The sequence below is a fragment of the Pseudomonas sp. NPDC089401 genome (genome assembly GCF_044749485.1).
In the GTDB taxonomy this organism is placed as follows: Bacteria; Pseudomonadota; Gammaproteobacteria; order Pseudomonadales; family Pseudomonadaceae; genus Aquipseudomonas.
Genome location: NZ_JBIVIA010000001.1, coordinates 539,324 through 563,484, shown reverse-complemented (window position 1 = coordinate 563,484; position 24,161 = coordinate 539,324). Strand labels below are relative to the sequence as shown.

Below are 24,161 nucleotides of genomic sequence, written 5' to 3'. Positions count from 1 at the left end.
CAAGCCAGCTCGAAGGCTGGCTTGTGGGGGTTTCCTACGAGAGTAGCCTGTTACTCAGCGTCGGCTTGGGCCTGGGCTGGCTTAACGGCATCTTCGTACGAGACCGACTTGTCGGTCACAGTCGCTTTCTGCAGAACAGTATCTACAACTTGTTCTTCCAGCACAACCGAACGCACTTCGTTCAGTTGCTGGTCGTTCTTGTAGTACCAGGAGATGACCTGCTCAGGCTCTTGGTAAGCCGAAGCCATTTCTTCGATCATTTCGCGAACCTTGCCTTCGTCAGGCTTCAGCTCGAACTGCTTGACCACTTCGGCAACGATCAGGCCCAGCACCACGCGGCGCTTGGCTTGCTCTTCGAACAGCTCGGCCGGCAGTTGCTCAGGCTTGATGTTGCCACCGAACTGCTGAACAGCCTGGACGCGCAGGCGGTTGACTTCGTTTTCCAGCAGGGCTTTCGGCACTTCGATCGGGTTGGCGGCCAGCAGACCGTCCATGACCTGGTTCTTCACCTTGGTCTTGATGGCCTGGCGCAGTTCACGCTCCATGTTCTTGCGAACTTCGGTGCGGAAGCCTTCCAGGGTCGATTCCTTGATGCCGAACTGGGCGAAGAATTCTTCGTTCAGCTCTGGCAGCGCAGGGGCCGATACGCTGTTGACGGTGATGGTGAACTCGGCGGCTTTGCCAGCCAGGTCCAGGTTCTGGTAGTCCTCGGGGAAGGTCACGTTGACAACGCGCTCTTCGCCCGCCTTGGCGCCTACCAGGCCGTCTTCGAAGCCTGGGATCATGCGATTGGAGCCCAGTACCAGCTGGGTGCCCTTGGCCGAACCACCGGCGAACACTTCACCGTCGACCTTGCCGACGAAGTCGATGTTGACCTGGTCGTCGGTCTGCGCGGCGCGCTCGACAGCCTCGAAGCGGGTGTTCTGCTTGCGCAGCACTTCCAGCATGTTGTCCAGGTCGGCGTCGGCCACTTCGGCGCTCAGGCGCTCGACGTTGATCGAGTCGAAACCGGCAACGGTGAACTCAGGGAACACTTCGAAGATGGCGACGAATTCCAGGTCCTTGCCCTTTTCGAAGGACTTGGGCTCAACGGCTGGAGCACCGGCCGGGTTCAGCTTCTGCTCGACGATGGCTTCGTAGAAGGAAGCCTGGACCAGATCACCGAAAGCCTCTTGACGGGCATCGGCTTCGAAACGCTGACGGATCACGCTCATCGGCACCTTGCCTGGGCGGAAGCCCGCGACCTTGGCGCGCTTGGCAGTCTGCTGCAGACGCTTGTTGACTTCGTTCTCGACGCGCTCGGCCGGAACGGCGATGGTCATGCGGCGCTCGAGAGCGGAAGTGTTTTCAACAGAAACTTGCATGGATATTCCTCGTTGCACAGACGTTAGCCGGCGATAGCCCGACTCCAGAATCAAGGGCAAACATTCTAGTGAGTCACGCACCAGAAGTCACCCCACCCGGAACGACGGTAGCCCACGCCGGTCGATTGGCTTGCAAGGCCGGCACACCTGAAGTGCCGGGCCTCTCTATATAGAAGGTCGCGCTCCACCCTGGAGGCAGCACGCAACCGTAAAACGCTGTCAAACAACTGCCTGACCGAGCGCAACCCCGCTTTACTCGGGATCGATCTCGTTGAACTGGCAGTATTCTTCCCATTCCAGCCCCAGCGCCTCGGCCACCTCACGATGGGTTTCCAGGCGCATGGCCTTGAGTTCTTCCGGGCTTTCGGCGATCAACTGCAACGCCAGCTCCCAGGGCTGAAGCCCCTGCTCGTCGGCAGCATCCTCGAACGCCCACTCGATCTGCTGGGCCTGCTCACGCGCATCCAGCTCGCGAATCTCTTCGAGCAGCTGCGGGTTGGCTTCGGCAAAACGCTGCAATGCCAGGGCCTGGCGGGCTTCTTTTGCAATCATTGGGGTGTTCCTCTGCCGGCCAATTGGGCCGGTGTTTCAACCGGCTGAAATCTAACAGCTTTTATTGGGGTGCCACCAGAGGATTACAAGGGGCGCCTAGGATCTTTGCGAAAGAACTTTCCCACAAACCCGAAGGACTGCACCGATACCCCGCAAATCGCAACATCGCTTGAATGAAGTACCTTTTTTGGTACGCTCTCATGAACAACGAAGCCCCCACCCTGACGGTCTGCTTTTACCGCACAGGAGCAGGCAGCGAACCAGTCCGCGACTGGCTCGCATCCCTACCCCGAGAACAGAAGCGACTGATTGGCACGCACATCATGACCGTCCAGATCGGATGGCCGGTCGGCATGCCTCTGGCCAGGAAGCTGGAAAAGGCGCTCTGGGAAACCAGGATCAACCTGGAAGACACCACCGCACGCGTACTCTTTACCGCCAAAGGAAACACGACGGTCCTGCTTCATGGCTTTATCAAGAAAAGCCAGAAAACACCGACTGTCGAACTCGAAACCGCCAGACGACGCCAAGCAGCCCTGGAGCAATACATATGACCAACCCACACATCGGCTCCGACTTCGATGACTTTCTGTGCGAACAGGAACTGGCAGAAGAAGTGACCGCCGCAGCCCTCAAGCGCGTGATTGCCTGGCAAATTGCCGAAACCATGAAGCACCAGAACATGACCAAGAAAGCCCTGGCCGAACGCATGCACACCAGCCGAACTGCCGTAGATCGCGCACTGGACCAGAATGACTCCAGCATGACCCTGGCCACCCTGGCCAGCGCCGCTCGCGCCTTGGGACAACGAGTGGAAGTACGCCTGGTGCCCGGCTGCACCACCACCTGAGCAGGCTGCACACAGACCGACATCGCAACCCTTCAAGACCCAAAAACAACAAAGGCGCCCGATCTCACGATCAAGGCGCCTTCGAAAAATATGGGGTGGACGATGGGAATCGAACCCACGACAACTGGAATCACAATCCAGCGCTCTACCAACTGAGCTACGCCCACCATAATGCGGTGTGTTGCGGTACAACCCTACAGAAGCATGGTGCGGACGAAGAGACTCGAACTCTTACAGCTTGCGCCGCTGGAACCTAAATCCAGTGTGTCTACCAATTTCACCACGTCCGCGTAACGCTTAAAACAAAGGCGCCAGATCGTTCAATCCAAGGCGCCTTCGTCGAATATGGGGTGGACGATGGGAATCGAACCCACGACAACTGGAATCACAATCCAGCGCTCTACCAACTGAGCTACGCCCACCATATTGCATTACAGCCTTACTTGCTTGCCCAAGCTGCCTAATGGCGCACCCGGCAGGACTCGAACCTGCGACCATCCGCTTAGAAGGCGGATGCTCTATCCAGCTGAGCTACGGGCGCTTAAGCTTCAAAGCCTAACTGAACAAGAACTTAACAGCGAACTGTCAAACCACTCATTCTGCCCGACTAAGCCAACCAGTGCTAGGCTGTGCCCGACAAGTGCGGCGAATCTTATAGGCGAGCCCCCAGGTCGTCAACACCTTTTTCAAAAAAATTTAAATTATTTAAGGGGTTAGGGGATTTGCCCGACCACCCGCCTTTGCCCTCGGGCTGTGTCGTGCGAGAATGCGCCCTCTTTATTGTTCCTTTCTCGATGGTTAATCACGCGTCTATGACTGCACACCTAATCGATGGCAAGGCGATCGCCGCCAACCTGCGCAAGCAGATCGCTCAACGTGTCGAGGAGCGTCGCCAGCAAGGCCTGCGCACGCCGGGCCTGGCGGTGATCCTGGTCGGCACCGACCCCGCCTCCCAAGTCTATGTCTCGCACAAGCGCAAGGACTGCGAAGAGGTCGGCTTCATCTCCCAGGCTTTCGACCTGCCCAGCGATACCACGCAGCAAGCCCTGACCGAGCTGATCGACCGCCTCAATGACGACCCGGCCGTCGACGGCATTCTGCTGCAACTGCCGCTGCCGGCGCACCTGGACGCCTCGCTGCTGCTTGAGCGCATCCGCCCGGACAAGGACGTCGACGGCTTCCACCCGTACAACATCGGCCGCCTGGCCCAGCGCATCCCGCTGCTGCGCCCGTGCACGCCGAAAGGCATCATGACCCTGCTGGAAAGCACCGGCCAGGACCTGTACGGCATGAACGCGGTCATCGTCGGCGCCTCCAACATCGTCGGTCGCCCGATGGCCATGGAACTGCTGCTGGCCGGCTGCACCGTGACCGTCTGCCACCGCTTCACCAAGGACCTGGCCGGCCATGTCGGCCGTGCCGACCTGGTGGTCGTGGCCGCCGGCAAGCCCGGCCTGGTCAAGGGCGAGTGGGTCAAGGAAGGCGCGATCGTCATCGACGTCGGCATCAACCGTCAGGACGACGGCAAGCTGGTCGGCGACGTGGTCTACGAGACCGCCCTGCCCCGCGCCGGCTGGATCACGCCGGTACCGGGCGGCGTCGGCCCGATGACCCGCGCCTGCCTGCTGGAGAACACGCTGTACGCAGCCGAAGAACTGCATAAGTAACGCAGCGCGAACAATGAGAACGGCACCTCTGGCAGGTGCCGTTTTTTTTGCCTGCACGTTTTGTCAAAGGCATCTTGGCAAGCTGATTGCAGCAGTGAACCCGGCATTGAGCATGGCCTGGTTCCTTCACCAACTGGCAGCGCACCCCGCCGCGCCGCCATGCACCGAACTAGAGCCGGACCGCCGCCAATGCGCCATAACTGGTCAGACCGGTAAGGCCAAAATCCCTTGCAAAGTGGTTTTTTTCGCGCTTTTATGATCCCGCGCTGAACAAACCGGTAAGACCACAATAATTAAGTCCTGCGCTCTTTCGCCCCGTGCGGCTACCGAAGCAAGGACACCGATCAAGAGATCCCTCCCATGCTCAAATGGTGCTCGCGTTCGATCTTCCTTCAAGTCGTGCTCGGCCTTGCCCTCGGCATCGCCTGCGGCCTCAGCTTCCCCGACCTTTCCCTGCAGCTCAAGCCCCTGGGCGACGGCTTCATCAAGCTGATCAAGATGCTCATCGGCCTGATCGTGTTCTGCGTGGTGGTCAGTGGCATTTCCGGTGCCGGCGACCTCAAGAAGGTCGGGCGGATCGGCCTGAAATCGGTGATCTACTTCGAAGTGCTGACCACCATAGCCCTGCTCATCGGCCTGGTGTTCGCCTTCAGCAGCGGCATCGGCAGCGGCGCCAACATCCACCTCGACCAGCTTTCCAGCGCCGACGCCAGCAGCCTGGCCGAACGCGGCCAGCACATCCACGGCGCCACGGCGTTCTTCATGGACCTGATCCCGACCTCGGTGATCGGTGCCTTCGCCGACAACAACATCCTCCAGGTGCTGCTGTTCGCGGTGCTGTTCGGCAGTGCCCTGAACCTGGTGGGCGACTCGGCCGCCGGCATCTCGCGGCTGATCAACGAACTGAGCCATGTGGTGTTTCGCATCATGGGCATGATCGTGCGCCTGGCGCCGATCGGCGTGTTCGGCGCCATCGCCTTCACCACCAGCAAGTACGGCATTGAATCGCTGCAGCACCTGGGCGGCCTGGTGGCGCTGTTCTACCTGACCTGCGCCGGCTTCGTGCTGATCGTGCTGGGCACGGTGATGCGCCTGTCGGGCCTGAAGCTGCTGCCGTTCATCAAGTACCTGCGTGAAGAACTGACCATCGTCCTCGGCACCGCCTCCTCCGACGCCGTGCTGCCGCAGATCATGCGCAAGCTCGAACACCTGGGCATCGGCAGCTCCACCGTGGGCCTGGTGATCCCCACCGGTTACTCGTTCAACCTCGACGGCTTCTCGATCTACCTGACCCTGGCCATCGTGTTCATCGCCAACGCCACCGGCACGCCGCTGGAAATGACCGACCTGCTGACCATCCTGCTGGTGTCGCTGGTGACTTCCAAGGGTGCTCACGGCATCCCAGGCTCGGCGCTGGTGATCCTCGCCGCCACCCTGACCGCCGTGCCGGCGATTCCGGTGGTGGGCCTGGTGCTGGTGTTGGCGGTGGACTGGTTCATGGGTATCGGCCGGGCCCTGACCAACCTCATCGGCAACTGCGTGGCCACCGTGGCCATCGCCCGCTGGGAAAAGGACATCGACCTGGAACGCGCGCAGAACGTGCTCGACGGCAAGCCTGGCTTCGCCCCGGCCACGCGCAAGCAGGCCAGCGCTCATCAACAGGAAATCTGAATACCCTGTGGCCGGCGTCGACGCCGGCCCTTTCAGGAGCGAACCGTGATCAGCTCATCGACCGTCGTCACCTCCGTGGTGGACAAACTGCGCAAGGCCCTGGCCCGCGGCCAGTGGCGCAGCGGCGACATGCTGCCGGGCCAGCGCGAACTGGCCGAACAACTGGGCATCAGCCGCCCGAGCCTGCGCGAAGCGGTGACCGTGCTGGAAACCCTGGGCCTGGTGCGCTCGCTGCCAGGCAAGGGGGTGCTGGTGCTGGACGCCGATGCCGCCACCCAGGAACCGCTCCGCGAAAGCACGGCGTCGGCCAGCCTGGCCGACGTGCTGGAACTGCGCTACACCCTCGAACCCTTCATCGTCGGCCTGGTGGCGCAATCGGCCAACAGCCAGGACATCGGTCAGTTGCGCCTGACCCTGATGGACATGCGCGAAGCCCTCGACGCCGAGGACAGCGAAGCCGGCGCCAGGGCCTACATCGCCTTCCATGAGGCACTGTTCGCCCTGACCACCAACCCGATCTTCCAGAGCGTGGTGCAGCAGACCGGCAATGCCCTCAAGCAGAGCGCCGACATGCTGCGCAACTCGCCCGAGCACCTGGCCGCGCGGCTCGAAGAAAACCAGGCCGTGGTGCGCGCCATCCGCGAGCGCAACAGCGCCCAGGCCAGTGCCCAGATGCGCCAGCACATCCTCGCCGAGGGGCAGCGCATGGGCATCCCACTCAACATTCCGGACGAACAGCCCGGCCCATGACCCCAGGAGAGCGACCATGACCGCCTGCGCCCACACCGTCCCCGGCTTGCCTGCCCTGCTCGCCGCCGGCGAAACCCGCCTGTCGGCCGAACAGATCTACCCGCGCCTGTTCGACGCCATCCTCGAGCAGCGCCTGGCGCCCGGCAGCCTGCTGCCGGAGCAGGCCCTGGGCAATGCCTTTGGTGTCAGCCGCACGGTGATCCGCCGGGTGCTGGGCCGCCTGTCGGACCAGCAGGTAGTGGTCCAGCGCCCGAGCCACACCGCACACCTGGCCGCGCCAGATCCGCAGCAGGCGCGCCAGGTGCTCAGTGCCCGGCGCCTGGCCGAAACCACCTTGATCAGCCTGGCCGCGCAGCGCGCCCGGCCGGCGCAGATTCGCCAGCTGCGCCAACTGGTGGAACGCGAGCGCCAGCACCACGAGCGTGGCGAACGCTGCGCGGCGATCCGCCTGGGCGGCGAGTTCCACCTCAAGCTCGCCCAGGTGGCAGCCAATGCGCCGCTGGCGCGCTTTCTCAACGGCCTGGTGCCGATGACGTCGCTGATCATCGCCCGTTATGAATCGCCCTGCTGCGACCACTGCGCCTGGGAAGAGCATGCGTTGATCATCGATGCCGTGGAGGCCGGGGATGCGAACGCGGCGCTGGCATTGATGCATGAGCACCTGGACCGCCTGGAAGACAAGCTCGACCTCGAATAGGCCGGGGCGGCGCTGCAGCCCCCCTGGCGCCACCCTATACTCGGAAGAAACCCCGCCTCTACTCCGGGAGGCAGCCGAGTGAGCCCACGATCGCTGATCCTGCCCTGCCTCCTGCTGGCCCTCGCCGGCTGCGCCGGCAAGCGCCCGCCCGCGCCGCCGCCGGCGGCCGTGCTCACCCCTGCCACCTGGCAGCGCATCGACCAGGAACTGCTCGAAGCGTCGGTCGGCGCCGCAGGCTCGGCCAACGACTATGCGCGGCGTTCGATGCGGGTCTGGAAGGAGCAGGTGCAGCAGCGCACCGAGCGCGACTTCATCCCCTGGTTCACCGGCTACTGGACCCAGCAATGGCTGACCATGAAGGTGGCCTGGTACAAGCTCGACAGCGGTGAAGGCCGTGAACCCGCGGAGAAGCGCCTGGCGCTGTACCTGCAGGAGCAGTACCACGAACGGGTGATCGAGCCGGTGGCCGAGCAGATCAACCCCGAAGGCATTCGCGACCGCGCCAGCGAAATCTACCTGCAACTGCTTGGCCAGCAGTTGCCGGTCATCATCCAGCGCTACAACGCCCCGCCCGACCAGGTCAGCCAGCGCCTGAACCGCATCCCGGCGATCAACCTCGGGCCACCGCCGGCGCGCGATGCCTCGCTGTACCAACTGCTGCGCGCCAAGCCACTGGAACAGCAACCGGCCTGGCTGGCCTTGCGCGAGCATCTGCGCCAGCTGGCCGCCAAGGGCCCGGGCAGAACCGACGCGGGGCTGTCATCGGTCGCCACCGATGCCAGCGAAAAGCTCGCCGCCACCCTCGCCCCGCGCGGGGTTGCCAGTGCCGTGGCAAGCGCCGTGGGCAAGGTGGCCGGGGCCATGATTTCGGTCGTGGCGACCGGCTATGGCATGATCAGCCACAGCCACGAACAGCCGCAGATGGTCGAGCAACTGCGGGTCATCCTCAACGTGGCGCTGAACCAGGAATGGCAGGAGCTGATGGACAATCGCCAGAGCGGGGCCATGGCGGGCGTGTATTACCTGTCGGGGCAGGTGGAGGACAGCTTGCTGGCCACCGCCCCTCAACCGCAAGTGGAGCAAGCGCCGCAAGAACCCTTGTTGATTCGCCTGCCGCCTTGACCTGCACTGGCCTCTTCGCGGGCAAGCCCGCTCCCACAGGGATAGCGTCCAGCCCGAGGGCCGCGCAGTACCTGTGGGAGCGGGTTTACCCGCGAAGAGGCCAGGCCTGCTGTGCTCAGGCGGTGGCCACGGCCGAAGTGGGCAAGCCGAAGATCCGGTCGAACGCCCAGTTGTAGGCAAAGGTGTAGCACGGCACCAGGATGATGAACGCCAGGTCCACCAAAAACGCCTCCACCAGGCTCATGCCCAACCACCAGGCAATCAGCGGAATCAGGTACACCACCAAAGTCAGCTGGAAACCGATGGCATGCGCCACCCGCCGCGCCACGCTGCGCCCGCGTGTGGCCTGGCGGCTTTCCCAGCACTCGAACAGGCTGTTGTAGATCAGGTTCCAGAGCATGGCGATGGTGGTGATCATCACCGCCAGCGGCCCGGTATGCGAAGCCTGGGTGTCGGACAGGTAGGCCAGCCCCAGGGTCGACATGCACAGGCCGATCAGTTCGTAGAAGGTCACGTAGACCAGTTTGCGTTTCATGCCCTGCACCCGGGATTACCTCATGTGGCGAGTAGTGATGGGGCGCGAGGATGATTCAATGTTCTTGACAGGAAAAGTCAGCAGCTTTCAGATTGGCTGACAGGAGGCTGCCATGAACTTTTCCAGCGACAACATCCAGCTGTTTCTTGCCGTGCTCGATCGCGGCTCCTTTTCCGCTGCGGCACGCACACTCGGCCGCGTGCCATCGGCGGTCAGCATGGCCATTGGCAACCTCGAGGCAGAACTGGGCTATACCCTGTTCGAACGCGGCTCTCGCGAAGTCCGCGCCACAGCCCAGGCGCTGGCGCTCGAACCCCATGCCCGCCTGATCGCCGAGCAGCTGGGGCTGCTGCAGGTGCATGCGCTGGAACTGTCCCAGGGCCTGGAAAGCAGCCTGGCGATTGCCGTGGTCCCCGACATCGACCACCGCCCATTGCTGGCTGCCATCGCCCGGCTTGGCGAGCGCTATCCGCTGCTCGACATCCAGTTGCTCAGCGCGCCCCAGGAAGAAGCCTTGCACCTGCTCGACAGCGGCCGCGCCGACCTGTGCCTGGCCTTCGCCGGCCTTCAAGTCGATGCCCGCCGCGGCTTCCAGCACATCGGCACGGAGTCGCTGGTGGCCACCCTGTCACCTGCCCACCCGGCCCTGCGCAGCGGCCGTATCCACAACCTGGAGGACCTGATCAACGTGCGCCAGATCCTGGTGCGCAGCCGCGACCTGCCCCTGAGCGACCCACGCGCCCTGATCGGCGCCAGCCACTGGTGCACCGACAGCTTCGACCTGGCCTTGCAGATGGTCGAGGCCGGGCTCGGCTGGGGCGACCTGCCCCTGGCCAGGGTCGCGCCGTTGATGGCCGCCGGGCGGCTGGTGCGCCTGCAATTCGGCAACACCCGCAACGCACTCGAGCTGCCGGTCCACGCCTTGTGGCGCAAACAGCAACCGCTGCGCCAGGCCGCCCGATTGCTGATCGAACTGCTCGCTGCACGCTAGCCCACCGTCCGTCGAAATGGGCTCAGGAGAATGCCGCAAGTGCTTCAATCTTTTACCCCTTGAGCCGATATCCCAGCTGACAGGCCGCCACCGCGTCACAAGCGCGCGGCGCCTCCCCTCCCTGGCCCAAGGTCTCGAAACATGAACCTGAAATTTCGCCACAAGATCCTCCTCAGCGCCTGCGGTGTCGTGGTGCTGGCGTTTGCCCTGTTCACGCTCTACAACGACTACCTGCAACGCAACACCCTCCGCCAGAACATCGAGTCGTCCATGCAGCAGTCCGGCGCGCTGACTGCCAGCAGTGTGTCGAACTGGATGAGCGGGCGCATCCTGGTGCTGGAAAACCTGGCCCAGGACATTGCCCAGCAGGGCGCCGGCGAAACCCTGACCGGGCTGATCGAGCAACCTTCCTACACGCGAAATTTCCTCTTCACCTACCTGGGCCAGGCCAACGGCGTGTTCACCCAGCGCCCCGACACGCAGATGCCCGCCGGCTACGACCCGCGCCAGCGCCCTTGGTACGGCAGCGCCGCCAGCGCCGGCCAGACCGTGCTCACCGAGCCCTACCAGGGCGCTGTCGGCGGCTTGATGGTAACCATCGCCACGCCGGTGAAAAGCCGCGGTAATGGCGAGCTGATCGGCGTGGTCGGCGGCGACCTGACCCTCGACACCCTGGTCGAGATCATCAACTCGGTGGACTTCGGCGGCCTGGGCCATGCCTTCCTCGCGGACAGCAACGGCCAGGTGATCGTCAGCCCGGCCAAAGACCAGGTGATGAAAAACCTCAAGGACATCTACCCCGGCAGCGGCCTGCGCGTGACCACCGGCCTGCAGGACGTGACCCTCAACGGCCAGCAGCGGCTGATCTCGTTCGCCCCGGTCAGCGGCCTGCCGTCGGCGCAGTGGTACATCGGCCTGTCGATCGACAAGGACAAGGCCTACGCCGCCCTCAGCCAGTTCCGCACCTCGGCGATCATCGCCATGCTCATTGCCGTGGCCGCCATCGCCGGCCTGCTGGGCCTGCTGATCCCCGTGCTGATGCGCCCGTTGACCACCATGGGCCGTGCCATGCGCGACATCGCCGAGGGCGAAGGCGACCTGACCCGGCGCCTGGACGTGCAGCAGCAGGACGAGTTCGGCGAACTGGCCAGCTCGTTCAACCGTTTCGTCGAGCGCATCCACACCTCGATCGCCGAAGTGTCCTCGGCCACCCGCCTGGTGCACGACCTGTCGGAGCAAGTGGTCAATGCGTCCAATGCCTCGATCAGCGGCTCCGAAGAGCAGAGCATGCGCACCAACAGCGTGGCGGCGGCGATCAACCAGCTGGGCGCCGCCACCCAGGAAATCGCCCGCAACGCCGCCGATGCCTCGCAACACGCCAGCGGCGCCAGCGAACAGGCCCACGGTGGCCGCGAAGTGGTCGAACAAGCGATCAGCGCCATGACCGCGTTGTCCCAGCGCATCAGCGAATCGTGCGAGCAGATCGAGACGCTCAACGCCAGCACCGACGAGATCGGCAAGATTCTCGACGTGATCAAGGGCATTTCCCAGCAGACCAACCTGCTGGCGCTCAACGCCGCCATCGAGGCGGCACGTGCCGGTGAGGCCGGGCGCGGGTTCGCCGTGGTCGCGGACGAAGTGCGCAACCTGGCGCACCGCACCCAGGAGTCGGCCGAGGAAATCCACCGCATGATCACCAGCCTGCAGGTGGGCTCGCGCGAGGCGGTGCACACCATGAACACCAGCCAGGTGTCGAGCGAGCAGACCGTGCAGGTGGCCAACCAGGCCGGCGAACGCTTGGCCAGCGTGACCCAGCGCATTGGCGAGATCGACGGCATGAACCAGTCGGTGGCCACCGCCACCGAAGAACAGACCGCCGTGGTCGAGAGCCTGAACCTGGACATCACCCAGATCAACGCGCTCAACCAGCAAGGGGTGCAGAACCTCAACCAGACGCTGCAGCACTGCGATGCACTGGCCCAGCAGGCCGGGCGGCTGAAGCAGTTGGTGGGCAGCTTCAGGATCTAGGTCATATCCCACAGGCACAGCCACGCTGCACCTGTGGGAGCGGGTTCACCCGCGAACACGGGCGTAGCCCGTGCCAACCACCGCGGTGACGCCTTCGCGGGTAAACCCGCTCCTACAGGGATCGCGTAAAGGCAGAGCCGCTGTGGTTATAACCTAATAACGAACAAGTCTATTTGGCTATAAAAAACTCCCTATATGCTGGCACCCATCCGATAACGGGCAAAGCTGGGCAGTCGAGTAGCGTATGGATGTAGGTTCTTTCGGTTTCACCATTGCCGGACTGGTGGTGGGCTTCATCGTCGGCATGACCGGCGTCGGTGGCGGCTCGCTGATGACACCAATCCTCTTGTGGTTCGGCATCAACCCGGCCACTGCAGTCGGCACCGACCTGCTCTATGCAGCCATCACCAAGGGCAGTGGCGTCTTCGTGCATGCCCGCAACAAGAACATCGACTGGAAGATCACCGGCCTGCTGAGCCTCGGCAGCGTGCCGGCAGCGGCGCTGACCCTGTGGTTCCTCAGCACCCTGCACACCGACACCTCGGCGCTCAACGGCATCATCAAGCAAGGCCTGGCGGTGGTGCTGATCCTCACTGCCCTGGCGATCCTGTTCAAGTCGCGCCTGCAAGCCTTCGCCAACCGCCATGCCGGCGACCACTACCACCTCAGCGATCGCAGCCTGAAGACCCTGACCGTACTCACCGGCGTGCTGCTGGGGGTGATGGTCACCCTGACCTCGATCGGTGCCGGCGCGCTGGGTACCGTGGCGCTGTTCCTGCTCTACCCGTTCCTGGCCACCCGCCGGCTGGTCGGCACCGAGATCGCCCACGCCGTGCCGCTGACCCTGGTCGCCGGCATCGGCCATGCCGGCATGGGCAACATGGACTGGTCGCTTCTGGGCTACCTGCTGCTGGGTTCGCTGCCGGGCATCTACCTGGGCAGCCACCTCACCGGGCGCATTTCCGACCGCGTGCTGCGCCCGTGCCTGGCCGGCATGCTGCTGCTGATCGGCTACAAGCTGGCGTTCTGACCCGCGCTGCGGCGCTCGTCAGCCCAGACGCAAGCGCCACTGCCCGGCATAGCTCAGTTCCAGCCGTGACAGCGGCAACACATCGATGCGCCCGGCGGCGCCCAGCGGACACTCCAGCAGCGTCATCAGCACGGCACGCATCACCCACGGGTGCGTGACCGCCAACCATGCTCCCGGCCTGTCGAAGGCCGCAAGCCACGCCCCTACCCGCTCGCACAACCGGGCGAACGATTCACCGCCATGGGGTGCGCTGTGCGGGTCGCCCAACCAGCGCGCCAAGGCCTCCGGCTCCTCGGCCTGCAAGCGCTTGAGCGGCATGCCCTGCCAGCGGCCCAGGCAACAGTCGGCCAGCGCCGGCTCGACCTGCACCTGGGCCGAGAAACCTGCAGCCGTTTCACAGGCCCGCCGTTCCGGTGCCGTCAGCACCCGTACCTCGGCGGCGAGCCCCTGGGGCGAGTGCGCCAGCGCAAGTATGCCGTCGTCGGCGTGGGCCAGGCAGCCGGACTTCTGGGCCTGGGTCAGGGCGTGGCAGATCAGGGTCAGGCGGATGGCTTTCACCGGTAGGCGCTTGCTGTCGGGTCGGGCCCAACGGTTTATCACGCTGGCGGATTTTTTACCGCAACAATGTCACGCCAAGGTGGAACGCCGGGTTAGCATCGTCACTCCAACCTAGGCAAATTGCCAGCAGAGTCCGAACGATGCCCACCCGCACTACCGCCCCCAGCCCCTTGCTGCTCGCCCTGCGCGAAGGCACCCGTGATTGCCACAAGGCACTGGAAGCCCGCCTGCCGTTCTTCAGCCCCGCGTTCGACAGCACCGCCTACCGCCGCCTGCTGCAGGCCTACTACGGCTTTCATGCCCCCCTGGAAGCCCGCCTCGGCAGCTACCAGGAAGCCCGCCGCGCCAAGACGCCGGCCTTGAGCCTGGACCTGCAGGCACTGAACCTCAGCAGCGCCGACATCGATGCCCTGCCCCTGTGCCAGGCCCTTCCGGCCATCGAAGACGAAGCCAGCGCCCTGGGCGTGATGTATGTGCTCGAAGGTTCTACCCTGGGTGGCCAGGTGCTGAAGAAAGCCATGGCCGAACGCTTCGATTTCGGCCCAGGCAATGGCGCCAGCTTCTTCGACGTGTATGGCGAGCTGACCGGCAGCTACTGGCGCAGTTTTCTCGAACGGCTCGGCCAGGCGCCTGCTGCACCGGCGGCCCAGGCCGCCACCGTGCAAGCCGCGGTCGCGACTTTCGCATGCTTCGAACAATGGCTTGGCCAACGCGACGTCCTGAGCTAGAGGCTGTCGAGGTTTGCAACTTCATGCAGGACCCACGGATGTCCAAAGCCGGTACCCCCGTTCACCGACCTCGGCAGCCCTCGCCCATGCTCCCAGCCGCATTGATCTTCCTGTTCACCCTGACCTTGGTCATCTGGCAGCCCAGAGGCCTCGGCGTTGGCTGGAGCGCCAGCCTCGGCGCCCTGTTGGCGCTGCTGTTCGGTGTGGTCTCGCTGCACGATATCCCCACGGTCTGGGCGATCATCTGGAACGCCACCGCCACCTTCATCGCCCTGATCGTCATCAGCCTGCTGCTGGACGAGGCCGGGTTCTTCGAATGGGCAGCGCTGCATGTGGCGCGCTGGGCGCGTGGCGACGGGCGTCGGCTGTTCGCCTTCATGGTGCTGCTGGGTGCGGCAGTGTCAGCGCTGTTCGCCAATGATGGCGCGGCGCTGATCCTCACCCCGATCGTCATGTCGATGCTGCTGGCGCTGCGTTTCTCCCCCGCCGCGACCCTGGCCTTCGTCATGGGCGCGGGCTTCGTCGCCGACACCGCCAGCCTGCCGCTGGTGGTGTCGAACCTGGTGAACATCGTCTCGGCGGACTACTTCGGCCTGGGATTCAACGCCTACGCGGCGGTGATGGTGCCGGTGAACTTGGTGGCGGTGGCGGCGACCCTGCTGGTGCTGTGGCTGTACTTTCGCCGCGACATCCCCGCCGCTTACGCCGTCGACGACCTCAAGCTGCCGGCCCTGGCCATCCGTGACCGCGCCACCTTCCGCGTCGGCTGGGTGGTGCTGGTGGGGTTGCTGGCCGGGCTGTTCGTGCTGGAGCCGCTGGGCATCCCGGTCAGCGCCGTGTCCGCCGCTGGCGCGCTGGTGCTGTTCGCGGTGGCGGCGCGCGGACATGTGATCAGCACCCGCCGCGTGCTGCGTGAGGCGCCGTGGCACATCGTGGTGTTTTCCCTGGGGATGTACCTGGTGGTGTACGGGTTACGCAACGCCGGCCTGACCGACTCGCTGACCCACCTGCTGAACGGCTTGGCCGAGCATGGCGTCTGGGCCGCTGCGCTGGGCACCGGGCTGATCGCGGCGCTGTTGTCGTCGATCATGAACAACCTGCCCAGCGTGTTGATCGGCGCGCTGTCGATCCACGCCAGCGAGGCCCAGGGCGTGGTGCGCGAGGCGATGGTCTACGCCAACGTGATCGGCTGCGACCTGGGGCCGAAGATCACCCCGATCGGCAGCCTGGCGACCTTGCTGTGGTTGCATGTGCTGGCGCGCAAGGGGGTGACGATCGGCTGGGGGTATTACTTCAAGGTCGGGGTGTTGCTGACGGTGCCGGTGTTGCTGGTGACCTTGGCGGCGCTGGCATTGCGCCTGAGCATCTGAATGGGGTTCCACAGGGGATAAGCTCCAGCAACCATTCGGGAACAGCGAGCTAACGGGCAGTGACATGCCTGCGCAGTTCGTCGGCAAAGAAGCTGACCGCGGCAGAGGGCTCACGCATGCCCTGGCGCAGCTCGATGATCACATTGCCCAACACCGGCAACCCCGCCTCGCCGACTTCCAGAAGCTGCCAACCCGGCTGAATCAAGGGTGTCGACGTCGCCGCGATGGCCAGCCCGCTCTCCACCGCCAACTGCACCCCGGTCACCCCCGTGCACTCGAAGGCCACTTCATAGTCGATCAGGCTCGCGCTCAGCGCCGCGAGAATATGCCGCCGATACCCGCAGCCATGGGGATACAGCGCCAAGGGAATCGGCACGCTGCGATCCAGGGTAAAGCCGGCCGCGCCCACCCAGCGCAACGGATCGCAGCGCAATACCTCGCCCTTGCCATCCGCCGCCCGCTGGGTCACCAGCGCCAGGTCCAGTTCACCATCCTCAAGCGCCGTGAACAGGTTCTGGCTGATGTCGTTGCGGATTTTCAGGCTGACCTTGGGGTAGCGCCGGGTGAATTGCCGGATCACCGGCGGCAGGAACGCGCCGGCATAGTCGTCCGGGATGCCGAAGCGCACGGTGCCGCACACTTCGCCCTTGGTGAAATGGGCCATGGCCTCGTCACTCAGCGCCAGCATCTTGCGCGCGTATTCCAGCAGGCGCTCGCCATGGGCGGTGAGCACCGTGCTCTGATGCCCGCGCTCGACCAGCCGTTCGCCCACCAGCGCTTCGAGCTTTTTCAGCTGGATGCTCACCGCCGCCTGGGTTTTATGCAGCCGCTGGGAGGCCACCGAGAGGTTTTTGGATTCGGCGATTGTCTTGAAACTGTGGAGCAAGGCAAGGTCAAGAAGACGCACGAAACGCACCTCGGCAGATGGGCCTGAACCGCTTTGAAGGGCATTAGGCCGACCATTGAAAAGCCCTGTCAAACCCGCCTGCGCCCTGCGCCTGCCCAGTAACGACGCGACCTGAGGGCATAAATGTTATTTATGCCCGGCTTATTTTTTATTCGATACCCGGCAACCACTGCCCTCGCTAGATTGGCCCTGACGGGCTTGGCCGTGTGTGCTGGAGAACAACAATGAAAGCCGAATTCGATTATGTGATTGCCGGCGCTGGATCGGCAGGCTGCGTGCTGGCGCGTCGGCTTTCCGATGCGGGCCACCAGGTCCTGCTGCTGGAAGTGGGCCCTTCCGACCAGTCGTGGATCATCCGCATGCCCGCCGGCCTGCGCTCGGCGTTCAAGCCGACCTCGAAGTACAACTGGTGGTACTACACCGAAGCCCAGAAGCACCTCGACAACCGGCAGATCCAGCAGCCGCGCGGCCGCGTGCTGGGCGGCTCGTCGTCGATCAACGGCATGACCTGGCTGCGTGGCCATCCGCTGGACTACGACGGTTGGCAGGCGGCCGGCGCGAGTGGCTGGAGCTGGGCAGACTGCGCGCCGTACTTCAAGAAGATCGAATCCAGCGCCATCGGCGGCAGCCACCGAGGCGACCAGGGCCCTATCCGCGCCCAGCGCCAGGAACACCTCAGCCCGCTCAATGCCGCGTTCCTGCAAGCGGGTCAGCAGGCCGGTTTCACCCTGACCGACGATGTGAACGGCTACTGCCAGGAAGGCGTCTCGCGCTTTGAAATGAGCGTGCGCGATGGCATCCGCAACAGCGCGGCCTACGGTTATCTCCATGCCCTGGGCGAGCACCCCAACCTGACGATCTGGCTGGGTTGCGAGGTGCAGCAGATCAACCTCGAAGGCCGCCAGGCGACGGGCTTTCGGGTCACCCGGCAGAACCGCGTGATCGAGGTTCGCGCCCGGCGCGAGAGCATCGTCAGCTGCGGCGTGTTCGGCTCCGCGCAACTGCTGATGCTGTCGGGCATCGGCCCCGCCGACCACCTGCGCGAGCACGGCATTGCGACAAAGGTCGACCTGCCAGGGGTTGGCGAAAACCTGCAGGATCATCTGGAGTGCCACATCCAGATCGAAACCAAGGAGCCCGTCTCGCTGAACAAGGAGCTGCAACCGCACCGCATGCTGTGGGCGGGCATGCAGTGGTTCGGCTTCAAGAAGGGCGTGGCCGCGGTCAACCAGTGCCATGTCGGCGCGTTCCTGAACAGCTCGCCCGGCACGCCGCACCCGGATATCCAGTTCCACTTCTTCCCGGTGTTCTTCGACAAGCACTGGATCCCGCTCAGCACCACCTACGGCTACCGCATCGGCGTCGGCCCCATGCGCCCGACCAGCCGCGGCAACGTGCGCCTGCGCAGCGCCAAGGTGTCCGACCCGCTGCGCATCGACCCCAACTACATGGCCAGCGAAGAAGACTGGCGGGTGATGCGCGAAGCGATGCGCCTGGGCATCGCGTTCTCCGAGCAAGCCGCCTTCAAACGCTACAACTACCGCGAGGACACCCCGGGCAAGCACATCCGTTCGGGCAAGGCGCTGGACGCCTTCATCCGCGAAGACGCCGCCAGCGCCTACCACCCCTGCGGCACCTGCAAGATGGGCAGCGACGACGACCCCATGGCGGTGCTCGACAGCCAGCTGCGCGTACGCGGCATCCAAGGCTTGCGGGTGATCGATGCGTCGGTGTTCCCCAACGTGCCCAGCGCCAACATCAACGCCGCCACCATCATGCTCGCGGAAAAGGCCAGCGACCTGGTACTGGGCCGCCCGGCCCTGCAGCCCGAGGCCCTGCCCTACCACAGCCAGCTCACCTCAGGTGCTGCGCACAAGGCGTCGGCGTGAGCGCGACAGGAGAAGCCCAATGACCACCATCAGCAAACGCCAGGCCACGCCCGAGGAGCAGCAAGGCTGTCAGGCCTGGGCGCTGTGGGAAAGCGGCGACACCGACCGCTTCGCCTACCAGTACGACCAGGACGTGCAGTTCGTCGTGCAATGCGGCGAAGCCGTGATCCATAGCCCCGGCAACCCACCGGTGGCCATCGCCGCCGGCGACCACGTGACCATCCGCAAAGGGCTCGACGGCCTGTGGGCCATCAGCGCGCCGGTGGTGAACCGCTACCAGTACCTCTGAAAGCTTGCCAGCCATGGGATGGCTGTAGCGAACAACAACAAGGGACAGCGCCAATCATCAATCTGCCAAACCCGACTATTACAAGAAATGGAGATGCCCGATGATCCTGAATCTCGTCAACAAGCGCACCGCGGGCCGATGGGCCGTGGGCCTTGCGTTAGCCTCGCTGGCCACCCTGGGCCAGGCCGAGGACAAGCAACCCGTGGTGGTCGGCTGGGTCAACTGGGCCGACGCCGAAATCACTACCAAGCTGGCCAAGCTGGCCCTGGAAGACCAACTGCAGCAACCGGTGAAACTGGTGATGGCCGACATCGGCATCCAGTTCCAGGCCCTGGCCGCCGGCAAGGTCGACATGATCCCCATGGCCTGGCTCACCTACAGTCACAAGCCGTTCTGGGACAAATACAAGGACAGGCTCGAAGACCTTGGCGTGCTGTACGAAGGCCGCCTGGGCCTGGCCGTGCCGGCCAGCATTCCGGAGCGTGAAGTCAAAAGCATCGAGGACCTGAACAAGCCGCAAGTGCGCGCCAGATTCGCCGGCAAGATCCTCACCTCGGAGGTCGACAACGGCCAGTACAAGACCGCGACCCGGGCCATCGCCGACTACCAGCTCGACGGCTACAAGCTGGTGGCCTCCTCCGAGACCGGCATGCTCAACCAGTTCGACCGCGAGCTCAAACGCGGCCAGTGGGCCCTGCTCAACGCCTGGAGCCCGCACTGGATGTTCTCCACCTGGCCGCTGCGCTACCTGGATGACCCCAAGCAGGTGTATGGCAAGGCCGAGCAGATCCACGCCGTCGCGCGCCAGGGTTTCAGCAAGGATTTCCCCCAGGTGGCGAGCTTCTTCGCCCACTACAGCATTCCGCTCAAGGACCTCGAAGGCATGATGAAGCAGGCGCGGGAAACATCTGCCGACCAGGTCGTCGCCGCTTACTACGCCGCGCACAAACCGACCTTCACCGCCATGTTCCAGCCGGCGGCGAGTGCACCATGAGGCACGCGCAAACGTCCATTGAAGACGTCCCCCTGAACCCCTTTCACCAACGCCTTACCCTGCGTTCGGGAGGTGGCTCGTTCGTAGACGGTTACGTGCTGAGCATCATCGGCGTGGTGATGCTGCACCTGTCCTCGGCGCTGCAGCTCGATGGCTTCTGGGAAGGCATGATCGCCGCCTCGGCGCTGCTGGGCATCTTTTGCGGCGGGTTCATCGGCGGCTGGCTGACCGACGTGTTCGGCCGCAAGCGCCTGTTCCTGGTCGGCCCGGTCATCTTCGTGCTGGCATCGCTCGCCCAGTGCTGGGCGGACACTGCGCTGGCGCTGTTCCTGCTGCGCTTGCTGATCGGCGTGGCGGTGGGCATCGAGTACCCCGTGGCCACGGCCATGCTCGTCGAGTTCCTCCCCAGGCAATACCGCGGCCCTCGGCTGGCAGCACTGGCGTTGCTCTGGTTCGTCGGCGCAGCCTGTGCCTACGTGGCAGGTGAGCTGATCCTGCGCAGCGGCGCCGAACAGGCCTGGCGCTGGGCGCTGGCCAGTGGCGCGGTGCTCGGCGCGCTGCTGTTGCTGGTGCGCCTGGGTACGCCCGAATCGCCGCGCTGGCTGCTGAGCAAGGGGCGCACGCTTGAAGCCGAAGCGGTCATCAAGCAGGTCTATGGCCGCGACTTTTCCCTTGCCAACCTGCCGGAACAGGCGCAGGCGCGCAAGCTGCCGCTGCGGGCCCTGCTGCATTCCGGGTACGGCAAGCGGATGCTGTTCGTGGTGGTGTTCTGGACCTGCTCGATCGTGCCGGTGTTCGCGGTCTACGCCTTTGCGCCCAAGGTGCTGGCGGCGCTGAAGCTGACCGGCGACTTCGGCTCGCTCAGTTCGGTGGCGATTACCCTGTTCTTCGTCATCGGCTGCCTGATCGCCACCCGCCTGATCAATACCGTGGGGCGGCGCAACATGCTGATCTGCAGCTTTCTGTTCTCCGGGCTGGCGTTGCTGGGCCTGGGTGTCTACAACAGCAGTTCGGGCGGGTTGATCCTGCTGTTCTTCTCGCTGTATGCGCTGTTCATCGGCGGAGCACAGGTACTGACGCTGGTCTACCCGAACGAAATCTTTCCTACGGAGATGCGCTCGATGGCGGTGGGCATCGGGACGTCGTTCTCCCGGGTGGGCGCAGCGGCCGGGACCTACCTGGTGCCGGCTTCGCTCAGCGGAATCGGGGTGGCCAACACGATGTATGTGGCGGCGGTGATTACCCTCGTCGGCCTGGTGGTGTCGTGGTTCTGCGCGCCCGAGACCAACGCCCTGAGCCTGCGTGAAGCCGCTGCGCTGGATTGACGCGGCCCCTGTGGGAGCGGGTTTACCCGCGAACACCGGCAAAGCCGGTGCCATGCACCGCGTTGCCTTCTTCGCGGGTAAACCCGCTCCCACAGGTCCACCGCCGGTCTCAAGATCTGCGCTACCCCTGTAGGAGCGAGCGTTGCTCGCGATGGGCTGCAAAGCAGCCCCGGCGTCCTCAAACCCCACCCCTGCCTCAGCAACCCCTCGATACAACCTCCCGCTTCCAGATCAAAGACCCGCCAAGCAAAATACCTACGCCAAAGACGCAGCACGCGCTGCGCAAGATTGCCAAGGAGCTCACCCATGCCCCTGACTGAAAAAGAACTGATGCTGCGCGATGCCAGCCGCAACATCGGCGAAGAGTTGCTGGAATCCATCCGCGATGTGAAAGCGGGCCGCCATGGCGCGATACGCCAGGTCGATGCGAGCGAAGTGGTCGAGACTCGCAGCAGGATAGCGTGGACAGTCCCTCAGGCCACGGGCTTCAAGCTGTAATCCGCCACAATCCCTCCACCTGCGTGGTAAACCCGGCACTCATCAATTCCCTGCGCATCGCCCCTGCCCCAGCGCTCGTGGATATCATCGATCACCCCCATCACCCGCTCAGCCTGCAGTGCCTGCCGGTGGAGGCGTTCGAATGGTTTTCGGTGGGCAAGGCGGTGGGGAATGTGCGTAATGAAGGGGCTGAGCTGATCGTGATGATGGGGCCTGAACCTGTGTGAGCAGGGCCGGCCTCTTCGCGGGTAAACCCGCTCCCACAGGGTTTTATGCAAGACCCGAGGCTTGCGCGATACCTGTGGGAGCGGGCTTGCCCGCGAAGAGGCCGGTCCTGCAGAACCTAGGCCAGCACCTCCTGCGCCAGCAGCGACCACCCACCCTGCCCGTCCACTTCCAGCCGATGGGTATGGAAGTCGCCCAAGGTACTGCGATGCCCCACGCTCACCAGCAAGGTATCGGCCATTTCCCGGCGCAGCAGCGCATACATCGCATGCTCCAGCCCTTCGTCCATCGCCGAGGTCGACTCATCGAGAAACACCACCTGCGGCCGGTTGAACAGTACCCGGGCAAACGCCAGGCGCTGCTGCTCGCCCACCGACAGGATGTTGGCCCAATCCCCGCTCACCTCCAGCCGTTCGGCCAGGTGCGCCAGGTTGACCTGGCGCAGCACCTGCTGCATGCGCCCCGCGTCCTCGGGCTTGCCGTCCGCCGGGTAGGCAATCGCCGTGCGCAGGTCGCCCAGCGGCAGGTATGGCCGCTGCGAGAGGAACAGCGCCTGGGTGCCCAGTGGCCGCCGGACCTCGCCCTCGGCATACGGCCACAGACCTGCGAGCGCACGCAGCAAGGTGGTCTTGCCGCTGCCCGAAGGGCCCTTGATCAGCAGCGCCTGGCCGCTGTGCAGGCGCAGGTCGAGGTCGGCGATCAACGCGTGGCCATCCGGGCGCAGCACCTGCAGGCCGCTGATGTCCAGGGCATGGGCCTGCTGCCGGGTGGTCACCTGGGGCAGGCTGCTGGCCTGCTCGTTGGCATCCAGGAAGCCGGTCAGACGGTCGAGGGTGGCGCGGTACTGGGCGAACGTATCGTACGACTCACGGAAGAACGACAGCGCATCCTGCACCTGGCCGAACGCCTGGGATGTCTGCATCACGTCGCCCAGCTTGATCGCCCCGCTGAAGAAACGCGGCGCCTGGAGGATGAACGGGAACACCACGGCCACCTGGCTGACGCCAAGGTTGAAACCGCTGAACTTGAGGTTCCGGAACACCAGCGCCCAGACGTTGACGATCAGCGCGCCGAAACGCCCGAGCAAGGTCGTGCGCTCGACCTGGGCGCCCTGGTAGAAGGCGATGTTCTCGGCGTTCTCGCGCAGGCGCATCAGCGCGTAACGGAAGTTCGCCGTGAGTTTTTCGTTGAGGAAGCTCAGGCGGATCAGCGGCCGGCCGATGCGGAAGGCGATCCAGGTGGCGATCAGCACATACACGTAGACCGCGAACACCATGGCCCTGGGGATTTCAAGGCCGGCCACGCTCAAGGGTGCCGACAGCCCCCAGAGGATGCCGGTGAACGCCACCAGCGACACCAGCGAACTGACCGTACCGAGCGCCAGGCCCACCGAATTGCTGACGAAGGCGCTGATGTCCAGCTCGATACGCTGGTCAGGGTTGTCCACGGGCTCGGCGATGAAGCGCCCGCGGTAGTAGGCATCGCCCTTCATCCAGTCGCCGGTCAAGCGCTCGGTCAGCCAGACCCGCCAGTGGATGCTGAAGGCCTGGGTCACATAGGAGGTCAGCAGCGCGCGCAGTACGTGGATGGTTGCCAGCACACCGAACACCCCGAGCAGGTACCAGAACGCCGTCTGGTCGAGGGCCTGCAGGGCGCTGTAGAAGCCGTTGTACCAGAACGAGAACAGCACGTTCATGCGCACCGAGAACAGCGTCAGCACCAGCAGCACGCCGAACACCAGCAACGGCCGCCAGCTGCGGCGGAAGGTGAAGTACGGGCCGGCCAGCTGCCAGAACTGCCGGCCCCAGCGCGTGCAGCGCACGGCCAGCGAGGCAGCGGCGGTGAAGCCGATGAGGGTGATGAACGAGGCGATTGCAAGCCAGCTCAGGCTCTCTTGCAGGGCCTGGTGCCAGTTCATGTCCATGGGGATTGTCCGTGACGAGTGTTTCCGCGAGCGTAGCATTGCGGTGGGGATGGTCTTGCATACATGACGGACATTTCATTTTTCCTGGGCCGGCCCTTTCGCGGGTAAACCCGCTCCCACAGGGTCCGCCACATGCCTTGAAAGCTGTGAGGTACCTGTGGGAGCGGGTTTACCCGCGAAGAGGCCGGTTCAGGAGA

Annotated in this window: 24 protein-coding genes, 4 tRNA genes and 1 pseudogene; 19 read left to right on the top strand and 10 right to left on the bottom strand. The window is 64.5% G+C overall.

Annotation, left to right across the window (positions count from 1 at the left end):
* Nucleotides 1-50: 50 nt before the first annotated feature.
* Nucleotides 51-1,364 carry a trigger factor gene (gene tig / locus ACIP21_RS02625; RefSeq protein WP_400683611.1) on the bottom strand — a complete coding sequence of 438 codons (1,314 nt, stop codon included), beginning with the start codon at nucleotides 1,362-1,364 and terminating at the stop codon, nucleotides 51-53.
* A 252-nt stretch (nucleotides 1,365-1,616) separates the two neighbouring features.
* Complete coding sequence (locus ACIP21_RS02620) at nucleotides 1,617-1,916, bottom strand: DUF6388 family protein (RefSeq protein ID WP_400683609.1); 300 nt, start codon at nucleotides 1,914-1,916, stop codon at nucleotides 1,617-1,619.
* Between the two features lie 200 nt (nucleotides 1,917-2,116).
* Here ACIP21_RS02620 and ACIP21_RS02615 point away from each other — a divergent pair, with 200 nt between their 5' ends.
* The gene (locus ACIP21_RS02615; RefSeq protein ID WP_400683608.1) at nucleotides 2,117-2,470 is read left to right on the top strand and encodes a type II toxin-antitoxin system RelE/ParE family toxin; all 354 of its coding nucleotides are present in this window, start codon (nucleotides 2,117-2,119) and stop codon (nucleotides 2,468-2,470) included.
* Nucleotides 2,467-2,766, top strand: coding sequence for an XRE family transcriptional regulator (locus ACIP21_RS02610; protein ID WP_400683606.1), 300 nt, complete (start codon nucleotides 2,467-2,469; stop codon nucleotides 2,764-2,766). The genes ACIP21_RS02615 and ACIP21_RS02610 overlap by 4 nt, the downstream gene beginning before the upstream one ends.
* A gap of 91 nt (nucleotides 2,767-2,857) precedes the next feature.
* On the opposite strand, the gene ACIP21_RS02605 is transcribed toward ACIP21_RS02610, so the two are convergent.
* The 4 genes from ACIP21_RS02605 to ACIP21_RS02590 all read right to left on the bottom strand — a co-directional run bounded on the left by ACIP21_RS02605 (nucleotide 2,858) and on the right by ACIP21_RS02590 (nucleotide 3,307).
* A tRNA-His gene (locus ACIP21_RS02605) sits at nucleotides 2,858-2,933 on the bottom strand.
* 38 nt (nucleotides 2,934-2,971) lie between these two features.
* Nucleotides 2,972-3,056, bottom strand: a tRNA-Leu gene (locus ACIP21_RS02600).
* Nucleotides 3,057-3,112: 56 nt separating this feature from the next.
* Nucleotides 3,113-3,188: transfer RNA gene (locus tag ACIP21_RS02595), tRNA-His, on the bottom strand.
* A 42-nt stretch (nucleotides 3,189-3,230) separates the two neighbouring features.
* Nucleotides 3,231-3,307, bottom strand: a tRNA-Arg gene (locus ACIP21_RS02590).
* Between the two features lie 271 nt (nucleotides 3,308-3,578).
* Between ACIP21_RS02590 and folD the strand changes: the two genes are divergently transcribed.
* From folD to ACIP21_RS02565, 5 genes are all read left to right on the top strand, one after another.
* Nucleotides 3,579-4,433, top strand: a complete 855-nt coding sequence (folD, locus tag ACIP21_RS02585; RefSeq protein WP_400683604.1) for a bifunctional methylenetetrahydrofolate dehydrogenase/methenyltetrahydrofolate cyclohydrolase FolD — start codon at nucleotides 3,579-3,581, stop codon at nucleotides 4,431-4,433.
* 360 nt (nucleotides 4,434-4,793) lie between these two features.
* Nucleotides 4,794-6,104, top strand: a complete 1,311-nt coding sequence (locus tag ACIP21_RS02580; protein WP_400683601.1) for a C4-dicarboxylate transporter DctA — start codon at nucleotides 4,794-4,796, stop codon at nucleotides 6,102-6,104.
* A gap of 45 nt (nucleotides 6,105-6,149) precedes the next feature.
* The gene (locus ACIP21_RS02575; RefSeq protein ID WP_400683599.1) at nucleotides 6,150-6,854 is read left to right on the top strand and encodes a FadR/GntR family transcriptional regulator; all 705 of its coding nucleotides are present in this window, start codon (nucleotides 6,150-6,152) and stop codon (nucleotides 6,852-6,854) included.
* A 16-nt stretch (nucleotides 6,855-6,870) separates the two neighbouring features.
* Nucleotides 6,871-7,551 (top strand): GntR family transcriptional regulator, encoded by a 681-nt coding sequence (locus ACIP21_RS02570; RefSeq protein ID WP_400683597.1) that lies wholly within the window; start codon nucleotides 6,871-6,873, stop codon nucleotides 7,549-7,551.
* 78 nt (nucleotides 7,552-7,629) lie between these two features.
* Nucleotides 7,630-8,673: a hypothetical protein gene (locus ACIP21_RS02565; protein WP_400683595.1), complete on the top strand. Its 1,044-nt coding sequence runs from the start codon at nucleotides 7,630-7,632 to the stop codon at nucleotides 8,671-8,673.
* Nucleotides 8,674-8,788: 115 nt separating this feature from the next.
* Here the strand turns inward: ACIP21_RS02565 and ACIP21_RS02560 are convergent, their stop codons facing one another.
* Nucleotides 8,789-9,217, bottom strand: coding sequence for a PACE efflux transporter (locus ACIP21_RS02560; protein ID WP_400683593.1), 429 nt, complete (start codon nucleotides 9,215-9,217; stop codon nucleotides 8,789-8,791).
* A 103-nt stretch (nucleotides 9,218-9,320) separates the two neighbouring features.
* On the opposite strand from ACIP21_RS02560, the gene ACIP21_RS02555 reads away from it, so the two are divergent.
* From ACIP21_RS02555 to ACIP21_RS02540, 4 genes and pseudogenes are all read left to right on the top strand, one after another.
* On the top strand, nucleotides 9,321-10,199 hold the full coding sequence (locus ACIP21_RS02555; protein ID WP_400683591.1) for a LysR family transcriptional regulator: 879 nt from the start codon (nucleotides 9,321-9,323) through the stop codon (nucleotides 10,197-10,199).
* A gap of 141 nt (nucleotides 10,200-10,340) precedes the next feature.
* A pseudogene (gene mcpA, locus ACIP21_RS02550) lies at nucleotides 10,341-11,369 on the top strand (methyl-accepting chemotaxis protein McpA); the annotation flags it as partial.
* A 117-nt stretch (nucleotides 11,370-11,486) separates the two neighbouring features.
* The gene (locus ACIP21_RS02545; RefSeq protein WP_371856883.1) at nucleotides 11,487-12,227 is read left to right on the top strand and encodes a methyl-accepting chemotaxis protein; all 741 of its coding nucleotides are present in this window, start codon (nucleotides 11,487-11,489) and stop codon (nucleotides 12,225-12,227) included.
* A 244-nt stretch (nucleotides 12,228-12,471) separates the two neighbouring features.
* Complete coding sequence (locus ACIP21_RS02540) at nucleotides 12,472-13,257, top strand: sulfite exporter TauE/SafE family protein (protein ID WP_400683588.1); 786 nt, start codon at nucleotides 12,472-12,474, stop codon at nucleotides 13,255-13,257.
* 18 nt (nucleotides 13,258-13,275) lie between these two features.
* Here the strand turns inward: ACIP21_RS02540 and ACIP21_RS02535 are convergent, their stop codons facing one another.
* Complete coding sequence (locus ACIP21_RS02535; RefSeq protein ID WP_400683586.1) at nucleotides 13,276-13,815, bottom strand: histidine phosphatase family protein; 540 nt, start codon at nucleotides 13,813-13,815, stop codon at nucleotides 13,276-13,278.
* A gap of 140 nt (nucleotides 13,816-13,955) precedes the next feature.
* On the opposite strand from ACIP21_RS02535, the gene ACIP21_RS02530 reads away from it, so the two are divergent.
* Nucleotides 13,956-14,543, top strand: coding sequence for a biliverdin-producing heme oxygenase (locus ACIP21_RS02530; RefSeq protein ID WP_400683584.1), 588 nt, complete (start codon nucleotides 13,956-13,958; stop codon nucleotides 14,541-14,543).
* Between the two features lie 86 nt (nucleotides 14,544-14,629).
* The gene (locus ACIP21_RS02525; protein ID WP_400683581.1) at nucleotides 14,630-15,913 is read left to right on the top strand and encodes an arsenic transporter; all 1,284 of its coding nucleotides are present in this window, start codon (nucleotides 14,630-14,632) and stop codon (nucleotides 15,911-15,913) included.
* A 49-nt stretch (nucleotides 15,914-15,962) separates the two neighbouring features.
* Here ACIP21_RS02525 and ACIP21_RS02520 read toward each other — a convergent pair whose 3' ends face one another.
* Complete coding sequence (locus ACIP21_RS02520) at nucleotides 15,963-16,820, bottom strand: LysR substrate-binding domain-containing protein (RefSeq protein ID WP_400683579.1); 858 nt, start codon at nucleotides 16,818-16,820, stop codon at nucleotides 15,963-15,965.
* Nucleotides 16,821-17,044: 224 nt separating this feature from the next.
* On the opposite strand from ACIP21_RS02520, the gene ACIP21_RS02515 reads away from it, so the two are divergent.
* From ACIP21_RS02515 to ACIP21_RS02490, 6 genes are all read left to right on the top strand, one after another.
* Nucleotides 17,045-18,709, top strand: a complete 1,665-nt coding sequence (locus tag ACIP21_RS02515) for a choline dehydrogenase (RefSeq protein WP_400683577.1) — start codon at nucleotides 17,045-17,047, stop codon at nucleotides 18,707-18,709.
* 19 nt (nucleotides 18,710-18,728) lie between these two features.
* On the top strand, nucleotides 18,729-18,998 hold the full coding sequence (locus tag ACIP21_RS02510; RefSeq protein WP_400683574.1) for a cupin domain-containing protein: 270 nt from the start codon (nucleotides 18,729-18,731) through the stop codon (nucleotides 18,996-18,998).
* Between the two features lie 100 nt (nucleotides 18,999-19,098).
* Nucleotides 19,099-19,992: a glycine betaine ABC transporter substrate-binding protein gene (locus tag ACIP21_RS02505; protein ID WP_400683571.1), complete on the top strand. Its 894-nt coding sequence runs from the start codon at nucleotides 19,099-19,101 to the stop codon at nucleotides 19,990-19,992.
* Complete coding sequence (locus tag ACIP21_RS02500) at nucleotides 19,989-21,317, top strand: MFS transporter (RefSeq protein ID WP_400683568.1); 1,329 nt, start codon at nucleotides 19,989-19,991, stop codon at nucleotides 21,315-21,317. Before ACIP21_RS02505 ends, ACIP21_RS02500 begins: the two co-directional genes overlap by 4 nt.
* Nucleotides 21,318-21,623: 306 nt before the next feature.
* Nucleotides 21,624-21,815, top strand: a complete 192-nt coding sequence (locus tag ACIP21_RS02495; RefSeq protein ID WP_400683565.1) for a hypothetical protein — start codon at nucleotides 21,624-21,626, stop codon at nucleotides 21,813-21,815.
* Nucleotides 21,779-22,042, top strand: coding sequence for a hypothetical protein (locus ACIP21_RS02490; RefSeq protein WP_400683562.1), 264 nt, complete (start codon nucleotides 21,779-21,781; stop codon nucleotides 22,040-22,042). The genes ACIP21_RS02495 and ACIP21_RS02490 overlap by 37 nt, the downstream gene beginning before the upstream one ends.
* A gap of 116 nt (nucleotides 22,043-22,158) precedes the next feature.
* Here ACIP21_RS02490 and ACIP21_RS02485 read toward each other — a convergent pair whose 3' ends face one another.
* Nucleotides 22,159-23,964 (bottom strand): ABC transporter ATP-binding protein/permease, encoded by a 1,806-nt coding sequence (locus ACIP21_RS02485; RefSeq protein WP_400683559.1) that lies wholly within the window; start codon nucleotides 23,962-23,964, stop codon nucleotides 22,159-22,161.
* Nucleotides 23,965-24,161 lie beyond the last annotated feature (197 nt).

Bases quoted from the DNA above. Each gene is read 5' to 3' on its own strand.
- tig (WP_400683611.1), bottom strand. From the start codon at position 1,364: ATGCAAGTTTCTGTTGAAAACACTTCCGCTCTCGAGCGCCGCATGACC.
- ACIP21_RS02620 (WP_400683609.1), bottom strand. From the start codon at position 1,916: ATGATTGCAAAAGAAGCCCGCCAGGCCCTGGCATTGCAGCGTTTTGCC.
- ACIP21_RS02615 (WP_400683608.1), top strand. From the start codon at position 2,117: ATGAACAACGAAGCCCCCACCCTGACGGTCTGCTTTTACCGCACAGGA.
- ACIP21_RS02610 (WP_400683606.1), top strand. From the start codon at position 2,467: ATGACCAACCCACACATCGGCTCCGACTTCGATGACTTTCTGTGCGAA.
- folD (WP_400683604.1), top strand. From the start codon at position 3,579: ATGACTGCACACCTAATCGATGGCAAGGCGATCGCCGCCAACCTGCGC.
- ACIP21_RS02580 (WP_400683601.1), top strand. From the start codon at position 4,794: ATGCTCAAATGGTGCTCGCGTTCGATCTTCCTTCAAGTCGTGCTCGGC.
- ACIP21_RS02570 (WP_400683597.1), top strand. From the start codon at position 6,871: ATGACCGCCTGCGCCCACACCGTCCCCGGCTTGCCTGCCCTGCTCGCC.
- ACIP21_RS02555 (WP_400683591.1), top strand. From the start codon at position 9,321: ATGAACTTTTCCAGCGACAACATCCAGCTGTTTCTTGCCGTGCTCGAT.
- ACIP21_RS02545 (WP_371856883.1), top strand. From the start codon at position 11,487: ATGCGCACCAACAGCGTGGCGGCGGCGATCAACCAGCTGGGCGCCGCC.
- ACIP21_RS02540 (WP_400683588.1), top strand. From the start codon at position 12,472: ATGGATGTAGGTTCTTTCGGTTTCACCATTGCCGGACTGGTGGTGGGC.
- ACIP21_RS02530 (WP_400683584.1), top strand. From the start codon at position 13,956: ATGCCCACCCGCACTACCGCCCCCAGCCCCTTGCTGCTCGCCCTGCGC.
- ACIP21_RS02525 (WP_400683581.1), top strand. From the start codon at position 14,630: ATGCTCCCAGCCGCATTGATCTTCCTGTTCACCCTGACCTTGGTCATC.
- ACIP21_RS02515 (WP_400683577.1), top strand. From the start codon at position 17,045: ATGAAAGCCGAATTCGATTATGTGATTGCCGGCGCTGGATCGGCAGGC.
- ACIP21_RS02510 (WP_400683574.1), top strand. From the start codon at position 18,729: ATGACCACCATCAGCAAACGCCAGGCCACGCCCGAGGAGCAGCAAGGC.
- ACIP21_RS02505 (WP_400683571.1), top strand. From the start codon at position 19,099: ATGATCCTGAATCTCGTCAACAAGCGCACCGCGGGCCGATGGGCCGTG.
- ACIP21_RS02500 (WP_400683568.1), top strand. From the start codon at position 19,989: ATGAGGCACGCGCAAACGTCCATTGAAGACGTCCCCCTGAACCCCTTT.
- ACIP21_RS02495 (WP_400683565.1), top strand. From the start codon at position 21,624: ATGCCCCTGACTGAAAAAGAACTGATGCTGCGCGATGCCAGCCGCAAC.
- ACIP21_RS02485 (WP_400683559.1), bottom strand. From the start codon at position 23,964: ATGGACATGAACTGGCACCAGGCCCTGCAAGAGAGCCTGAGCTGGCTT.